The sequence below is a fragment of the candidate division KSB1 bacterium genome (assembly GCA_034506255.1).
GTDB classification, from domain to species: Bacteria; Zhuqueibacterota; Zhuqueibacteria; order Zhuqueibacterales; family Zhuqueibacteraceae; genus Coneutiohabitans; species Coneutiohabitans thermophilus.
Genome location: JAPDPX010000001.1, coordinates 788,508 through 804,187 on the forward strand (window position 1 = coordinate 788,508; position 15,680 = coordinate 804,187).

A 15,680-nucleotide genomic window follows, 5' to 3' on the forward strand; every position below is an offset into this window, starting at 1 on the left:
CGCTTGCCGGAGAATGCCGGTCGTCACCGCCAGACAGGCGGCACTCTCCAGGGTGCCTCATGAATCCGACGACAACAGCGCCTTGCGGCTGAGCCGAAGTTTGCCGTCCGGAGCGATTTCGATCAACTTGACGGTGACCTCATCGCCGACCTTGAGCACATCTTCGACGCGCGCGATGCGGCGGTTGTCAATCTGGGAGATGTGCAGCAGCCCTTCCCGGCCGGGCAGAATCTCCACAAAAGCGCCGAATTCCTTCACGCTCTTGACCGTGCCCTGATAGATGGTGCCCAGCTCAGGCTCCGCTACCATGCCCTGAATGATGGCTTTCGCCTTGTGACAGGCTTGCGGATCGACGCCGGCAATGGTCACCACACCGGAGTCATCAATGTCGATGGTGGTGCCGGTGCGCTCGGTGATGTCACGAATGGTCTTGCCACCCGGCCCGATCACCATGCCGATGCTGTCGGTCGGGATTTTGATGGTCAGGATGCGCGGTGCATAGGGTGAAATGTCGGGACGCGGCTTGCTCAGCGTGGCATTCATGATATTGAGGATGTGCAGGCGCGCACGGCGCGCCTGCTCCAGCGCTTCCGCCATGATCTGGGAGGACAGGCCCTTGATCTTGATGTCCATCTGAAAGCCGGTGATGCCCTCCGCTGTGCCCGCGACTTTGAAGTCCATGTCCCCGAGATGATCCTCATCTCCCAGAATGTCGGTGAGAATCACGGTTTGGCCGTCCTGCTGGATCAGGCCCATGGCGATGCCCGCCACCGCGCTTTTGATGGGCACGCCGGCATCCATCAGCGCCAGCGAGCCGGCGCACACGGTCGCCATCGAGGAAGAACCGTTGGATTCGAGTATGTCCGAAACCACGCGCACGGTGTAGGGGAATACTTTTTCGTTCGGCATCACGGCCTTGATGGAGCGTTCCGCCAGGTTGCCGTGGCCGACTTCGCGGCGGCCCGGGCCACCCAAACGCCGAATTTCACCGACGCTGAACGGCGGAAAGTTGTAATGCAGCATGTAGGACTTGTAGAACTCGCCCTCCAGCTCGTCCATCTTTTGTTCGTCGACCTTGGTGCCGAGCGTGACCGCCGCCAGCGCCTGGGTCTGACCGCGGGTGAAAATGCAGGTGCCGTGCACCCTGGGCAGTACACCGACTTCACAGGTGATGTCACGGATGCTGGTCCAATCGCGGCCATCGAGGCGGCGGCGTTCGTGCACGATCATGGCGCGCACGATTTCCTTCTCGATTTTGTGCAGAATGGTGTTGATCTGCGCCTCGCTTTCCGGAAATTCCGCCTGCAGTGACTCCACCAGGGTCTTGGCATACTGTTTCAGGCTGTCGCGGCGCTTTTGCTTGTCGGTTTCCCGCAGCAAGCCACGCAGCGTTTCCGTGGCAGCTTCGCGGACGCGGTTTTCCAGGCCCGCCGGCATTTCGACCGGAATCACCGGCCGCGGCGGTTTGGCCGCCTCCGCCGCCACAGCCTTTTGCACCTGAATGAGCCGGCGCGCCACATCATGCCCGAAGGTCAGAGCCGCCACCATGTCCGCTTCGCTGATTTCCTGGGCCTCGCCCTCCACCATGATGATGGAATCCTCGGTGGCCGCCAGCACCAAATCCATATCGCTGCTTTCGAGATCAGCATGGGTGGGATTGGCGATGAACTTGCCGTTGACACGGCCGACGCGCACGCCGGCGAGCGGACCATGCCACGGGATGCCGGAGAGCATGATCGCCATCGAAGCGGCGGAGATACCCAGCACGTCGGGATCATTTTCCTTGTCCGCCGACAGCACCGAGACCATCACCTGCACTTCGTTGTTGTAATCTTCGGGAAAAAGCGGCCGGATGCCGCGGTCAATCAAGCGGGCGGAAAGAATCTCATTTTCGCTCGGCTTGCCCTCACGTTTGAAAAAGCCGCCCGGAATCTTGCCGGCGGCGTAAGCCTTCTCACGATAGTCGACCGTGAGCGGGAAGAAATCCACGTCGGGTTTGGCTTCCGGATCGCCGACGACGGTTGCCAGAACGATGGTATCGCCAAATTGCACCCAGCAAGCGCCGTCCGCTTGCCGTGCGACGCGGCCGGTTTCAATCGCGAACACCTTCCCGTTTAATTCAGTTTCCTTGCGACAAAGCATTCAGAAAACTCCTCAAGGTTAATGTCACCCCGTTCGCTATCTTGTACATCAGGCGGCAGGCGTCGTCTTTTGTACAAATGCCATAACAGGATTGAGAGATTGTGATCTAATAAATGAGCTCCAACAAGTGGTTTGCAGCCCTGCCAATAACAGCCTGTTTTCATCCTCCGGCAAATGTCATCTCATCTTCTGAAAATCTGTGCCGGCGCCACCTCCCCCCGCCCTGTTCCCCGCCTGACATTCGGCATCACCGGGATCATCCGGGGGAAATCAGATTCTCGGGGCGATCCCGGAATATTCCGAACCCGGCACCGCAGGCTGCAAAATTCGCATGGTCATCCCGGCTCCGCGAATGGTGAGGCAACGGTCCGGCCGTGCATCGTCTTTTGGAAAAATTCGCAAATTGGGACAAACGCTGCTTGTTTGCCTCTGCCCTGCCGCCCCGCCGACACGACGCGGGTGTGCCGAGATGTAACAAAGCCCCACGAGGGGGCGGAAGGACGGTACTCGAAACAGTCAACTACCGGCGCAAACCGAGATCGTTGACAATTTTGCGATAGCGTTCAACGTCGGTGTTGGCCAGATAGTTTAGCAGCCGGCGGCGCTTGCCGACCATCTTCAACAATCCCATGCGGGAATGGTGGTCTTTCTTGTTGGCCGCGAGATGGGTGGTCAGGCTGTTGATGTTGGCGGTCAGCAGGGCGATTTGCACCTCCGTTCGTCCGGAATCTTTTTCGTTGCTGCCGTACTTCCGCATGATTTCCGCTTTTTGTGAGCTGGTTAAAGCCATTGCAGCATTCTCCTCGAGAGGTTAGCTTTTTTGGATAAAGATGGATGCGTTTTAAATTCGCGAATAAAGTGGCAAATTTTTCCAAAAACTGCAAGCGCCCACTTTTCCCGGCACGGCGGGTGGGCGTGCAAGAGTTCAGCCCGTTTCACCCTGCCCCGCCGGTGGCGCCGCCGCGGCATTCAGCACGCGCAGACTGGCGGCACGATCCCCCTGCAACTGCGCTTGCAGGGCGGCGACCGTCGCAAATTTCATTTCCGGCCGCAGGCGCGCCACAAAGTGAACTTCCACTTCCTGATCATAAAGATCACCGGTGAAGTCGAAGAGATGCACCTCCAGCGTGCGACCACTGCCCGCGAAAGTCGGCCGCATGCCGATGTTCATCATGCCGCCCCACTCCTGCCCCGCCAGCCTGACGCGCACCGCATAGACCCCATGGGCTGGAATCAATTTTTGCGGATGCAGCGGCTCCAGGTTGGCAGTGGGAAAACCGATCGTCCGGCCGCGTCCCTCGCCGCGAATGACGCGTGCACTCAGACGATAGGTGTCGGCCAGCCAGGCATTGGCCTGTTCGATTTCGCCGGCAAGCAGCGCCCGCCGGATTTGCGTGCTGCTGATCACACTTTCGCCCTGCTGCAACGGCGGCAACTCGTGCACGGTGAATCCCAACTCCCGCCCGAGGCGGAGCAGGGTGGCCACGTCGCCCTCCCGATTCCTGCCAAAGCCGTGATCATGGCCGATGACGATGGCCTGCATGCCGATGACGCGAAAAAGAATGTCGCGCACAAAAACGTCGGAGGGCGTTTGGGAAAAGGCCGGCGTGAAAGGAATCACCACCAGCCGGTCCAGGCCGAGGGTTTCGAGCAGCGCGATTTTTTCCGCGAGGGTGGTGAGAATGTACAAGGGCGGCTGCCCGGTTTTTTGCAGAACCAATTGCGGATGCGGCTCGAAGGTCACCATTGTGGTGCTGCTGCCGCGCGCCATTGCCTCCTGCTGCAGCAGCCGCAGTATCATGCGGTGGCCGCGATGCAAGCCGTCAAATGAACCGACCGTGACCACGCTGCCTGCCTCCCTCACCACCTGTTGGAGACCGTAAAACGTCTTCACCGCCATCGTCAATCAACCAGGCTTTTGATGAACGCTGTGACGGTCAAACTATCCACCAGCCGGTAGGGGCCCACGCGTGTCCGGCACAGGGATTTCAAATAAGCGCCGCACCCCAGGTCTTCCCCGAGGTCGCGCGCCAGGCTGCGCACGTAGGTGCCGCGCGAGCACAACAGCCGCAGCCTGAGGAGCGGCGGTTCGAAGGCGAGCAGATCGAGCACATGGATGGTCACTGGACGCGGATCGGCCTCGACCGCCTCGCCGGCGCGCGCAAGCTGGTAAAGTCGCCGTCCCCCCCGCTTCAAGGCGGAAAACACCGGCGGCCTTTGCATAAAAGTGCCGCGGTACTTCGCGAGTGTCTGCTCCACTTGCTCCCGGGTCAGCGCCGGCACCGGCCGTGTGGCCAGAATCTTGCCGGTGACATCATGGGAATCGGTTTCGACCCCGAGCTCAACGACGCCCTCGTATTCTTTTTCCAACCCCATCAGTTGCTCGACTTTCCTGGTTGCGCTCGCGAAGCAAATCAACAGCACGCCGGTGGCAAAAGGGTCGAGTGTCCCCGCGTGACCGACTTTGGCGATGCGCGAGGCACGGCGCAGTTTGTTGACCACATCGAAGGAGGTCCAGCCGGCCGGTTTGTCAATGTTCCAGACTTCGCCGGTGGCGAGCTGCGCCCGGGAAATCAAGCGTGAGGGCTTGGCAGGTTCTGTCATTGCCGAAGGTCTCTGGTCGTCGCGTGTTGGCCTTTGACCGGCGAGATCTCATGCCTGGCTGGGCCAGGGTTGTGCCGACGAGGGCATCGTGGCAAGGTCGTTGCCTCCGCTGGCTGGTGCACGCTGCTGCGGCAGCCTTGCCCGCCGGTTTCGTGGCCCTGGGGGCCGCAGGCGGGCAGCGCGCGTGCTTGCTCATGCAGGTGGTTTGTTGTCGGGCGGAAAAGCCTGCTTCAACAACTGGTCGATGCGCTCGGCATAGTCGAGCGAGTCATCATAGAGAAATTGCAGGTCCGGAATGCGGCGCAAGTCCATGCGTTTCCCCACCTCGGTGCGCAGAAAGCCGGCGGCACGTGACAGTCCGGCCAGTGTCTTTTGGCGCTCGTCGGCGGTTCCCAGCATGTTGAAATAGACGCGCGCGTTGTGCAAGTCATCGGAAAGGGCGACCCGGGAGATCGTGATCCGCCCCACGGCCGGGTCCTTCAACTGGGTGGCAAGAATCTCGCTCAGAATCTCACGCAGCAACGAAGCGACTCGAGTTGCGCGTTTCAGTGCCATGGGTGTGTCCGCCAAACTTCCATTGCGCAGGGCCACGGTTCAGTAAATGTCAACCGTGTGGCCGAGCACCTCCACGCGATCCTCCTGATACAGCAGTTCGAGGATTTTGTTGAAGGTCTGGTCGATGAACTTGTGTTCGTTGGTCACCATCGCCAGGCCCAGCACCCCGCGTTGCCACAAATCGTTGTTGCCCACCTCGGCGACGGAGACGTTGAATTTGTTTTGAATTTTGGTCTTGATGCTGCTCAGCACGAAACGCTTGGCTTTCAGCGAATCGCTCTCCGGCAGCATGATTTCAATCTGGCAGACGCCGACGAACATTGGGGATGCCATTTTGCCGGGCGCGGATCAGGCCGCCGCCACCAGCGTGCGCTTGGTTTTGACGATTTGGAAGCTCTCCATCACATCGCCAACGTGGAGGTCATCATAGCCCTCCAGCTTGAGGCCGCATTCGAAACCGGCGGCAACCTCGCGCACATCGTCCTTGAAGCGTTTGAGCGAAGCGATTTTGCCCTCGAAAATCAGTTTGTCATTGCGATAGAGCTTCAGGCTGTCGCTGCGATGCACCTTTCCGCTTTGCACATAGCAGCCGGCCACCGTGCCCACCTTGGGCACCCGGAAGATCTCGCGCACCACGATCGAGCTGGTGATCTCCTCGGAAATTTCCGGTTCCAGCATGCCTTCCAGTGCCGCCTTGACATCGTTGACGGCGTCGTAGATGATTTTGTAGATGCGAATATCGACGCTCTCGCGCTCGGCGATCTCTCGCGCCTGCTGCGTGGCACGCACGTGAAAACCAAAAATCACGGCATCGGAAGCCGCAGCCAGCAGCACGTCCGATTCCGAAATCCCGCCGACCCCCTTGTGGATCACGTTGACCGCCACTTCATTGGTCGAGAGCTTGAGCAGGGCGTCGCTGAGCGCCTCCACCGAGCCGTCAAAATCGGCTTTCACGATGGCACGCAGCTCCTTCACCCCGCCCTCCTTGATCTTCTTGGAGAGCTGATCCAGCGTCAGGTGTTGCGCCTTGCGATACTCCTGCGCGCGTTTGAGCTGCTGCCGCTTCAAGCTGATTTCCCTGGCCTCGGCCTCGGAACGCATCACCACCAGTGTGTCACCGGCACTGGGAATGCCGGCGAAGCCGACCACCCGCACCGGCTTGGAAGGCGGAGCCTGTTGCAGGCGCCGCCCGTGCTCGTCATACATGGCCCGCACCTTGCCGTGGTAGTGACCGGCAATGAAGGGATCACCGACTTTGAGCGTGCCGTTCTGCACCAGCACCGTCGCCACCGGACCTTTGCCCTTGTCCAACTCGGCTTCGATGACCACTCCGCGTGCCCGGCGCTTGGGGTTGGCTTTGAGGTCGAGAATGTCGGCCTCCAGCAGCACCAACTCCAGCAGATGATCGACGCCCACACCGGTTTTGGCGGAAATCTCGGCGGATTGGTATTTGCCGCCCCAGCTTTCCACCAAAATGCCGTGCTGCGACAACTGGTTTTTGATGACATCCGGGTTGGCCGTGGGTTTGTCGATTTTGTTGATGGCAATGACGATCGGCACACCGGCGGCACGTGCGTGGCTGATGGCTTCCAGGGTTTGTTGTTGCACCCCGTCATCGGCGGCCACCACCAGGACCACCACATCCGTCACTTTGGCGCCGCGCGCGCGCATGGCGGTAAAGGCTTCATGGCCGGGGGTGTCGAGGAAGGTGATCAAGCGACCGTTGAATTCCACCTCATACGCGCCGATGTGTTGCGTAATGCCGCCGGATTCGCGCGCGACGATGTTGCTGGCACGAATGTAGTCGAGCAGCGAGGTTTTGCCGTGATCGACATGCCCCATGATCGTCACCACCGGCGGCCGGCTCACCAGGTCGGCGGGATCATCCGGCTCCTCCTGCTCTTCCACGACTTCGGCGCCATATTCCTGTACGATTTCCACATCATAGCCAAATTCGTCGGCCACCGTGACGATAGTATCGGCATCCAGACGCTGGTTGATCGACACGATGAGACCCAGCGCCATGCACTTGCGGATGACTTCGCCGGGATCCACCTCCATGAGCTTGGCCAGGTCCGCCACCGATATAAACTCCGGTACCTGCAGCTTGTTTTGTTCTTCGACAGCCAGTTCGCCCTCTTCGCTGCGCGTGCGGCGGCGGCGTACCCGGGGTTTGCCCGCCCCTTCCATCGCGGCGAGTGTTTGGCGGATGGATTCCTCGATTTCAGCTTCGCTGATCTTGCGTTTCTTTTTGCGCTTGCTCTTGCGTGCCGTGCGTTCCTCTTCCTCCTGGATGATCGCCGGATGTCTCACCTTCTCGCGTGGCGGCTCGACCTCGCTGAGCAACACATCTTCGCTTTCGGGAGCAGCCGCCTTGTCTTTTTTCTTGCGGCGGCGGCGCTTCTTGCGCTTCTTGCTCGCTTCTGTCATTTCTTCAACCGCCTCCGCCACTGCTGTGCCTTTTTTCGGCGGCGGCGCGACCGGTTCCACCACGGTCACTTGCGCGGAGGGCGGTTCGGCGTGTGCCGGGGCCGCGGCAGGATGCAAATCCTCCTCGGGAATCAGGGCTGCAATGGTCTCTTGCAGACTGGGAACGGGCTTGGACTCCGGACGCGTCTCACTCACCGGCGGTGCCGTGGCAACCACTTCGACCGGCGGGGCTGCTGGCGGCTGCGGTTCGGCTGCGGCCTTGCGTCGTGCCGGTTTGGCCTCCTCCGGCGCCGGTTGCGCTGCCCGTTTCTCGGCTGTCGTCTCCTTGGCGGAACGCTTCTCCATCAAGCGGGTGGCGACCCGCATGCGTTCTTCCAGCTCCTGGCGGGCCTTGGCACGTTCCTTCTCTTCCTCGAGCTTTTTGTCGCGGATCTGCCGGCGGAATTCGTAGTCTGCATCTTTCTTTGCCGGTTCCTTGCGATATTTTTTGACAATCTGTTCATACATCTCATCCGTCAGCGCGGCATTGGGGCTCTGCACCGCAAAATCGAGCTCGGTCAGGAACTCAATGAGGGCTTCATTCGAGATGTTGAACTCCTTCGCAACCTGATGCACTCTACGTTTGGTTGTCACTACCATACCCTGCCAAAATTGGGGACGCTACAGATCAAGAGAGGCAGCCGGGCAGCCGCTGCCTGGCGTGCGGCGCGGCATCACGACCGGCTCTCTTGGGAATTATTCTTGAATCTTAGGTTTGCAAGAATCAGGCATTTTCTGCAACCGGGAGAGATTGCGGCGTGTTCTCTTCGGTGGCAGCTTCCGCACGGGCCAGTTCCCCGCGGTCCACTTCCTCTTCTTCCCCTTCCGCCCCGGCCGCCACCGTGTTTGCGCCGGGGCCCTGCTCCGCGGATTCGGGTTCCGGCGGCGTGACAGGTGCCACTGCGGCAGGGGCCGCTGTGCTGTCTGTGCTGTGCACCAGCGCCCAGATCTTCTCCGCCGTCTTTTCGCCGATGCCCTTGATTTCAGTCAAGCCCTGCTCGCCGGCTTTCAACACGTCATTGACGGTATGGAGACCGGCGTCTTTGAGCTTGGTCAGCATCGCCTGGCTCAGGCCCGTCACATACTCCAGCGGCGTTTCCTTGCCCCGCTGTGCTTCGACCATCTGGCGGTATTCCGATTCCTTCATGATTTCGATTTCGACGCCGGTCAGCTTGCTGGTGAGGCGGCGGTTCTGCCCGCCGCGGCCAATTCCCAGCGAAACCTGGTCATCCGGCAACACCGCCACCGCCCGGTTGTTCGGTTCATCGATCAACACCCGCACGGGCTTGGCGGGGCTGAGCGCGCGGGTGATGAAAACTTCCTTGTCATAACTCCACGGAATGACGTCGACTTTTTCGTTGTTGAGCTCCTTGCTGACCGCCTGGATGCGGATGCCCTTCATCCCGACGCAGGCACCGACTGCGTCGATGCGCTTGTCGTTGGAAGCCACGGCGATTTTCGAACGTTCACCGGGCTGGCGGGCCACTGCCTTGATTTCGATGATGCCATCGTAAATTTCCGGCACTTCCAATTCGAACAGCCGCACCAAAAACTTGGGATCGCTGCGCGAAACGATGATTTCCGGGCCGCGATTGGTGCGCCGCACCTCCTTCACCAGCGCGCGGATGTTGTCGCCCCGGCGATAGCGTTCGTTTTCGATTTGCTCTTTGCGCGGCAGGATCACTTCGGTGCGCTCAACATTGAGGAAAACATCGCCGCGGCTGATCTGCCGGATGTCGCCCGTGACGATCTCGCCGATGCGCGTCTCAAATTCTTCCGAGATGGCTTTCTTTTCCTCGTCGCGGATGCGCTGATTGAGATTCTGCTTGGCGGAGGTGATCAACCGGCGGCCGAAGGTCATCGGGTCGATAATCACCAAATATTCATCGCCCACATCGAAATCCGGCTCGGTTTGGCGGGCGGTCTCCAGGTCAATCTCGCGCACCTCATCCGTCACCTTCTCGACAATGATCTTGGTCTGGTGGATTTCGATCTCGCCTTTGTCCAGGTTGACGTAAACATCGAAATTGTCGGTGATGCCATACTTTTTCTTGATCATTCCCATGACGGTGGAATGAACAATTTCCGTCAACTGATCTTTGTCGATGTTCTTTTCTTTGATGAGTTGCGCAAAGGCTTCCGCGATTTCGCTTTTCATGACACTGCCATCCTGATTGACTACCACTGAATTTTTAATTTGCCGTACTCGATCTCGGGCCAGGGCATGGCCCGCCGACCGGAGGCGGTGGTGAGCACCAGACTCTCCGCCGTGACGGTTTCGATCACCCCCTCCAACTCGCGGGGCGCCTCCAGTCCGCGGCGGTGCAGGCGCACAGTCCGGCCGAGATTCCTCTGGAAGTCCCGCAGTGTGCGCAAGGGCCGGTCAACGCCCGGGGAGGAAACTTCCAGGCGATAGCGACCGGGGACAAGGTCGCCCGCGTCGAGTTCATCGCTGATGGCCTGGCTCAGTGCGGCGCACGTGTCCAGTTTGACGCCGCCGTCCGCATCGACAATGATGCGAACCACTTTGTTACTGCGGCCGCCTTTAAGCTCCAGGTCGATGAAATCGAGACCAAAGCGCTCCACCACAATCGGCGTGATGAGGGGCAGCAACCGTTCTCGTAAGGAATCCATCGCCACCAGTCCGTTTTGCCCTGCCATACCCCCCTACAACAAAAAAGTGGGTCTTTTGAACCCACTTTCAGCACGCCGAATATAGTGATCGGTTCACCCAATTGCAAGCCCTTTTTCCCGCCCCCCTCAGGAGCGTAACTCCGCCTGCAGCAACCTGGCCTCCTCGACCTGTTTGGCTTCCGGATACTCCTTCAGCAACAGGGCCAGCACCCGCGCCGCCTCGGTGGATTTTTGTCCCAGGTAATAACAGCGCGCCGCCTTCATGTACAATTCCGGCGCACGGTAACTGTCGCGGTGATCTCTGGCAGCCTTCTCATAAAGCTCGCCCGCTTTGGCAAAATCGCCGCGCTCATCGTAGGTTGCGGCGATGCCGGCGGCCGCAATGATGCGCAGGATCGCGTCATCGCCGTAATCATCCAGGTATTGACGAAAGTACTTCTCCGCATCGGCATAGGCCTTCTTCTGGAGAAAGGCGTTCGCCAAGTAGACGGTACCGACCGCAGCACTGGGCGTGCCGTCGTAGTTGTTCACCAGCTTCAAGAGCGTGTCGATGGCAGCCTGGGTTTGTTGTTTTTCGTAGGAGGTTTTGCCATGCGCCAGCAGCACGGAAGCAAGATTTTCCTGGGATTTTTGATAGTGGTTGTACCAAATCACACCCGCGATCACAACCGCCACCGCGACCGCCCCCAACAGCAATTCCCGGCTATGCTGGCTGACATAGTCACTCGCCTGAAACCAGACAGTCACCAGCTTGTCTTGTTTGAGTTCACGCTTGGTCAGGCGTTTTTGCGGTTTCAGCATCGTACAGATTCCTTCAATGATGATGGTCTTTCGGCGTTGCCTGCCGGCAGTGCCCCTAGCAGGATTCGAACCTGCGACACAAGGTTTAGGAAACCTCTGCTCTATCCATTACTGAGCTATAGGGGCGGTATTTTCCAAAGCGGCGCCCAATGTAGCAACTTTGCGGAGCGGATGCAAGGCCTTTTCCGGATGGCTGGCGGATGCGTTGGGCCACCTCATGCCCGTCTGCCCGCGCTGGGCGCAATGTTATCCTGCCATCCGCCCTATTCCCCTGCGACGTGAATCAGCGCGTGCACGGGATAGCCCGCGAGCTGGCGCCGGCCGTTGAGAAAATCCAGTTCGATGAGGAAGCCCAGGCCGATGACTTTACCGCCAAGTTGCTCCACCAGACGGGCGGCTGCCGCCGCGGTGCCGCCGGTAGCGAGCAAATCATCAATAATGAGGACATTCTCGCCTTTGTTGATGGCGTCGAGGTGCATTTCGAGGGCGTCGGTCCCGTATTCGAGCTGGTATTCTGCACGCACGGTCGCAGCCGGCAATTTCCCGGGCTTGCGCGCCGGCACGAAGCCGGCCCCGAGATGCCAGGCCAGCGGCGCGCCGAAAATGAACCCGCGCGACTCAATGCCGACCACTTTGTGCACCGGCTGGCCAGCGAAGCAGCCGGCCAATTCTGTGATCGCCATCTGGAAGGGCTGTGCCTCTTTCAACAAAGTGGTGATGTCTTTGAATCCAATGCCCGGCTTGGGAAAGTCCGGCACCGTGCGGATATAGCGCGCCAAATCACTCATGCCTGCTCCCCGGAGCTTCAATCAACGATCTGAAAATGGTTGAACTTGTTGGTTGCGGGCAGCCACTCGACCTCGACGTTCTGCACCGTGGAGTAGCGGGAACCCTTGCGCATGGCGCTGATGAATTCCTGCAACTCCAGCTCATCACCCTCGGCCATGATCTCCACCCGGCCGTCGGGCAGGTTCTTGACCCAGCCGCCAAGGTAGTGTTGGCGCGCCGACTTGTTCACGAAGTAACGAAAGCCCACGCCTTGCACCAGGCCCTGGACATATAAATGGACGCATTTCTTCATGGATCATCCTATCGCTTGAAACGCCAACTGCACTGCTTCCGCCGGGGTGGCAGCGGTTCTCACACCCGGAACAACAAATTCAAGATGCAAGCCGATCACCGTCTTGCCGAATTTCAAACCAAAAGCGATTTCGGAAAGTGTGCCATGGCCGCCATTGATGGCAATGAGCGCATCTGCGCTGCGCGCGATGATGACGTTGCGCGCCTCCAGCAGACCGGTCACGATCTTGAGATCGACGAAGGCATTTGCCTCCGCTTTCGACTCTCCCGGCAGGATGCCGATGGTCAGGCCGCCGGCGGCTTTGGCGCCTTCACACGCCGCTGCCATCACCCCGCCGCGGCCGCCACAGATCAGGGCCGCACCGCCACGCGCGATGCCCTCCCCCACCTGGCGCGCCAGCCCGGCGATTTCCGCGCTGCACCAGCTGCCGCCGATGACGCCAATCAGTTTGTTGATGTTCGAAATTGGCACCTCACCTCTGCCTGGATGAAGCACCGCAGCGTTGCGGCCTGCGCAAATATCGTGCAGATGGCGATGCTGCAAGAGCCCAATTGGCAACCCGGCATTCGCCGGCAGGGTCATCCATATTGAGATTAAAGCGAAAATTCCATTTGTTGCCTGTCCGAAAAAGTTCCTGTCTCGGCTGAGCCGGTTCTTCCCAAACGCCGTAAGCTGTGCAGAACCGGGGCATTCCTCTGCAATGGCCGGGCCGTTGCAGAAACACTTCGTCATGAAGTTTTTGCTTTCGGACAGACGTTATATCAGGCAATGCCGTCAATTCCGTTGCTCCTGCCGGAAACCACTTCGGGCGGCTTGATTCCTTTGTGTTTTGAACCGCCCTTCACTGCGTCAGGGATAGAGCCGGTGCATCAAACGTGCAAAGGGAATGGTCTCCCGCACATGATGCAGCCCGCAAATCCACGCCACTGTGCGCTCGACACCCAAACCGAATCCGGCATGCGGCACCGAACCATAGCGCCGCACGTCCAGGTACCAGCGAAACGCCTCCAGCGGAAGATTATGCGCTTTGATTTTGGCTTCGAGCGTGGCGAGATCGTCCTCGCGCTGGCCCCCGCCGATGATTTCACCATAGCCCTCGGGCGCCAGCACGTCCACGGCCAGTGCCTTGTCGGGGTTTTCCGGATCGTTTTTCATGTAAAACGCTTTCACCGCGGCGGGATAACGGTGCACCAGCAGCGGCTTGTCAAATTGCTCGGTGAGAAAGGATTCATCCGCGCCGCCAAGATCATTGCCCGGTTGAAACGGCGGCGCCTCCCGGGAGCGGGCATAAGCCACTGCCTCCGGTGTGGTGAGCAGCCTGGCGGCCTCGTCATAACTCAAACGCGGAAACGGCCGCCGGATGTTCTCGAGCTTGCCAAGATTGCGCTCCAGCACTTTGAGCTCTTCCCGCCGGGTCTCCAGCACACGCTGCACGATGAATTCGACCAAATGTTCGGCCAGCTCCATGTCGCCCTCAAGATCCATGTAGGCCACCTCCGGCTCAACCATCCAAAACTCGGTAAGGTGGCGGCGCGTTTTGGATTTCTCGGCACGGAAGGTCGGGCCGAAGCAATAGACTTTGCCGAACGCGGCGCATCCCGGCTCCATGTAAAGCTGGCCGCTTTGCGTGAGATAGGCTTTCTCGCCGAAATAATCGGTTTCAAACAGCGTGCTTGTGCCCTCGCAGGCCGCCGGCGTGAAGATGGGGGCGTCGAGCAGCACGAAACCCTGGGTGTCGAAAAAGTCGCGAATCGCCTTGATGATGGCGTGGCGCACGCGCAAAATCGCATGCTGGCGCGAGGAGCGCAGCCAGAGATGGCGGTGATCCATCAGAAACGTGTCGCCATGTTCCTTGGGCGTGATGGGATAATCCTGCGCGAGGTGCACAATCTCGATATTCTTTACCAGCAGTTCGTAGCCGCCGGGCGCACGCTGATCTGCGCGCACCGTGCCGGTGGCGACAAACGAGCTTTCCTGGGTGAGCTGCTCGCAGCGGCGGAAGATTTCTTCGCCGACGTCTTGCAGGGATACCACGCACTGGATGATGCCGGTGCCGTCACGCAGCAACAGAAACCACAGCTTGCCTTTGTGACGGGCATTGTAGAGCCAGCCGTAAAGTTTGACTTCCTTGCCGGCGTATGCCGCAATGTTTTCGATGTAGATTTTTTCCCGGTTGACAAGAGCGGGAATCATGGGTCGCTCCGATTGGATGAAAGTCCTTTGAGAATTGCCGGCAGCAGCATGAGCTGCCACGCTCACCACTGCCGCTGCCCCGCGCCTTCATGCGAATCTCTCCATTTTCGCTTCGCGCGTCATCAAATCATTCACGGCTTGCCGGGCATTTTTTGCCTTGAACAAGACCTGGTACACTTCCCGCGTGATGGGCAGGTCGAGATTTTGTTTCAGGGCGAAGGCGTGCATCGCTTGCGTGGTGCGCACGCCCTCCGCCACCATGTTCATGTTTGCCAGCACCGCCTGCAACGGCTGGCCGCGGCCCACGGCCTCGCCCACCGCACGGTTGCGGCTTTTTTTGCTCATGCAGGTGACCACCAGATCGCCCATGCCGGACAAGCCCGCAAAGGTGATCGGTTCCGCACCGAAACAGGCGCCCACCCGCGTCATTTCCACCAGGCCGCGGGTGATGAGCGCCGCTTTGGTGTTGTCCCCAAAACCGGCGCCGTCGCCGATGCCCGCTGCCAGGGCAATGATGTTCTTCAGCGCACCCCCGAGTTCCACTCCGATGATGTCATGATGCGTGTAAACACGGAAACAAGGTCCCATCAACAGCGCCTGAACTGTGCGCGCCACCTCGAGGTTCTCAGCGGCAGCCACCACGGCCGTGGGAAGATCACGTGCCACTTCCTCGGCCAGGCTCGGCCCGGAGAGCGCCACAATAGCATGCTGCCGCGGCAGGCTGGCGGCGATCACCTGGCTCATGCGCAAATCCGTTTGTGGCTCGAGACCCTTGACCGCGCTGATGAGAATGGTATCTGCTGGCAGCACCGGCAAGCGGGGCACCACCTCGCGCAGCGTGTGCGAAGGCGTGGCAATCAGCACCACATGAGCGCCGGCAACCGCATCCGCCAGATCAGCCGTGGCCCGCAGGCTTTCTGGCAGCGGCAAGCCGGGCAAATAAGCGGGATTGCTGTGCTGCGCATTGATTTGTTGCGCCAGGGCCGGTCGCCGGCACCACAGCCGCACCACGTGACCGTTGTCACACAAGCGCTTGGCCAGTGCCGTGCCCCAACTGCCTGCGCCGATGACACCAACTTTTGCCAAGAGCCGTTCCACAGCAGATTCAATCCCTCCCGGAATGACCATCACACTCGGCGCGCTGTTGCATGAGCCAGGGCACGGTTACTTTTGGAAAAGGGATCTCCACCCTGCTGTCATC

Annotated in this window: 15 protein-coding genes and 1 tRNA gene; all 16 read right to left on the reverse strand. The window is 59.8% G+C overall.

Annotated elements, in window-relative coordinates; translation table 11 throughout:
- Nucleotides 1–57: 57 nt before the first annotated feature.
- The 16 genes from pnp to ONB52_03250 all read right to left on the reverse strand — a co-directional run bounded on the left by pnp (nt 58) and on the right by ONB52_03250 (nt 15,565).
- Nucleotides 58–2,142, reverse strand: a complete 2,085-nt coding sequence (pnp, locus tag ONB52_03175) for a polyribonucleotide nucleotidyltransferase (protein ID MDZ7415145.1) — start codon at nt 2,140–2,142, stop codon at nt 58–60.
- Nucleotides 2,143–2,662: 520 nt separating this feature from the next.
- On the reverse strand, nt 2,663–2,932 hold the full coding sequence (gene rpsO, locus ONB52_03180; GenBank protein ID MDZ7415146.1) for a 30S ribosomal protein S15: 270 nt from the start codon (nt 2,930–2,932) through the stop codon (nt 2,663–2,665).
- 135 nt (nt 2,933–3,067) lie between these two features.
- Nucleotides 3,068–4,042: a bifunctional riboflavin kinase/FAD synthetase gene (locus ONB52_03185; protein ID MDZ7415147.1), complete on the reverse strand. Its 975-nt coding sequence runs from the start codon at nt 4,040–4,042 to the stop codon at nt 3,068–3,070.
- 2 nt (nt 4,043–4,044) lie between these two features.
- Nucleotides 4,045–4,746 carry a tRNA pseudouridine(55) synthase TruB gene (gene truB / locus ONB52_03190; GenBank protein ID MDZ7415148.1) on the reverse strand — a complete coding sequence of 234 codons (702 nt, stop codon included), beginning with the start codon at nt 4,744–4,746 and terminating at the stop codon, nt 4,045–4,047.
- A gap of 192 nt (nt 4,747–4,938) precedes the next feature.
- The gene (gene rbfA, locus ONB52_03195; GenBank protein ID MDZ7415149.1) at nt 4,939–5,301 is read right to left on the reverse strand and encodes a 30S ribosome-binding factor RbfA; all 363 of its coding nucleotides are present in this window, start codon (nt 5,299–5,301) and stop codon (nt 4,939–4,941) included.
- Between the two features lie 39 nt (nt 5,302–5,340).
- Nucleotides 5,341–5,634, reverse strand: coding sequence for a DUF503 domain-containing protein (locus tag ONB52_03200; protein MDZ7415150.1), 294 nt, complete (start codon nt 5,632–5,634; stop codon nt 5,341–5,343).
- Nucleotides 5,635–5,649: 15 nt separating this feature from the next.
- Nucleotides 5,650–8,364 (reverse strand): translation initiation factor IF-2, encoded by a 2,715-nt coding sequence (gene infB, locus ONB52_03205; GenBank protein ID MDZ7415151.1) that lies wholly within the window; start codon nt 8,362–8,364, stop codon nt 5,650–5,652.
- A gap of 130 nt (nt 8,365–8,494) precedes the next feature.
- Nucleotides 8,495–9,928 (reverse strand): transcription termination factor NusA, encoded by a 1,434-nt coding sequence (gene nusA / locus ONB52_03210; GenBank protein MDZ7415152.1) that lies wholly within the window; start codon nt 9,926–9,928, stop codon nt 8,495–8,497.
- A 20-nt stretch (nt 9,929–9,948) separates the two neighbouring features.
- Complete coding sequence (locus ONB52_03215) at nt 9,949–10,404, reverse strand: ribosome maturation factor RimP (GenBank protein ID MDZ7415153.1); 456 nt, start codon at nt 10,402–10,404, stop codon at nt 9,949–9,951.
- A 126-nt stretch (nt 10,405–10,530) separates the two neighbouring features.
- A complete protein-coding gene (locus ONB52_03220; protein ID MDZ7415154.1) occupies nt 10,531–11,205 on the reverse strand; it encodes a tetratricopeptide repeat protein in 675 nt (224 codons plus the stop codon).
- Nucleotides 11,206–11,255: 50 nt separating this feature from the next.
- Nucleotides 11,256–11,331: transfer RNA gene (locus ONB52_03225), tRNA-Arg, on the reverse strand.
- Between the two features lie 137 nt (nt 11,332–11,468).
- Complete coding sequence (locus ONB52_03230) at nt 11,469–11,993, reverse strand: adenine phosphoribosyltransferase (GenBank protein MDZ7415155.1); 525 nt, start codon at nt 11,991–11,993, stop codon at nt 11,469–11,471.
- A 17-nt stretch (nt 11,994–12,010) separates the two neighbouring features.
- Entirely contained in the window at nt 12,011–12,286 is a 276-nt protein-coding gene (locus ONB52_03235; GenBank protein ID MDZ7415156.1) for an acylphosphatase, read from the reverse strand.
- A gap of 3 nt (nt 12,287–12,289) precedes the next feature.
- Entirely contained in the window at nt 12,290–12,757 is a 468-nt protein-coding gene (locus ONB52_03240) for a TIGR00725 family protein (GenBank protein MDZ7415157.1), read from the reverse strand.
- Nucleotides 12,758–13,135: 378 nt separating this feature from the next.
- On the reverse strand, nt 13,136–14,479 hold the full coding sequence (gene asnS / locus ONB52_03245; protein ID MDZ7415158.1) for an asparagine--tRNA ligase: 1,344 nt from the start codon (nt 14,477–14,479) through the stop codon (nt 13,136–13,138).
- 87 nt (nt 14,480–14,566) lie between these two features.
- Nucleotides 14,567–15,565: an NAD(P)H-dependent glycerol-3-phosphate dehydrogenase gene (locus tag ONB52_03250; protein MDZ7415159.1), complete on the reverse strand. Its 999-nt coding sequence runs from the start codon at nt 15,563–15,565 to the stop codon at nt 14,567–14,569.
- Nucleotides 15,566–15,680: the final 115 nt, after the last annotated feature.

Excerpts from the sequence above, each read along its gene's own strand:
- ONB52_03200 (MDZ7415150.1), bottom strand. The coding sequence starts at position 5,634 with ATGGCATCCCCAATGTTCGTCGGCGTCTGCCAGATTGAAATCATGCTG.
- ONB52_03220 (MDZ7415154.1), bottom strand. The coding sequence starts at position 11,205 with ATGCTGAAACCGCAAAAACGCCTGACCAAGCGTGAACTCAAACAAGAC.
- ONB52_03235 (MDZ7415156.1), bottom strand. The coding sequence starts at position 12,286 with ATGAAGAAATGCGTCCATTTATATGTCCAGGGCCTGGTGCAAGGCGTG.
- rpsO (MDZ7415146.1), bottom strand. The coding sequence starts at position 2,932 with ATGGCTTTAACCAGCTCACAAAAAGCGGAAATCATGCGGAAGTACGGC.
- asnS (MDZ7415158.1), bottom strand. The coding sequence starts at position 14,479 with ATGATTCCCGCTCTTGTCAACCGGGAAAAAATCTACATCGAAAACATT.
- ONB52_03215 (MDZ7415153.1), bottom strand. The coding sequence starts at position 10,404 with ATGGATTCCTTACGAGAACGGTTGCTGCCCCTCATCACGCCGATTGTG.
- ONB52_03185 (MDZ7415147.1), bottom strand. The coding sequence starts at position 4,042 with ATGGCGGTGAAGACGTTTTACGGTCTCCAACAGGTGGTGAGGGAGGCA.
- nusA (MDZ7415152.1), bottom strand. The coding sequence starts at position 9,928 with ATGAAAAGCGAAATCGCGGAAGCCTTTGCGCAACTCATCAAAGAAAAG.
- truB (MDZ7415148.1), bottom strand. The coding sequence starts at position 4,746 with ATGACAGAACCTGCCAAGCCCTCACGCTTGATTTCCCGGGCGCAGCTC.
- pnp (MDZ7415145.1), bottom strand. The coding sequence starts at position 2,142 with ATGCTTTGTCGCAAGGAAACTGAATTAAACGGGAAGGTGTTCGCGATT.
- ONB52_03230 (MDZ7415155.1), bottom strand. The coding sequence starts at position 11,993 with ATGAGTGATTTGGCGCGCTATATCCGCACGGTGCCGGACTTTCCCAAG.
- rbfA (MDZ7415149.1), bottom strand. The coding sequence starts at position 5,301 with ATGGCACTGAAACGCGCAACTCGAGTCGCTTCGTTGCTGCGTGAGATT.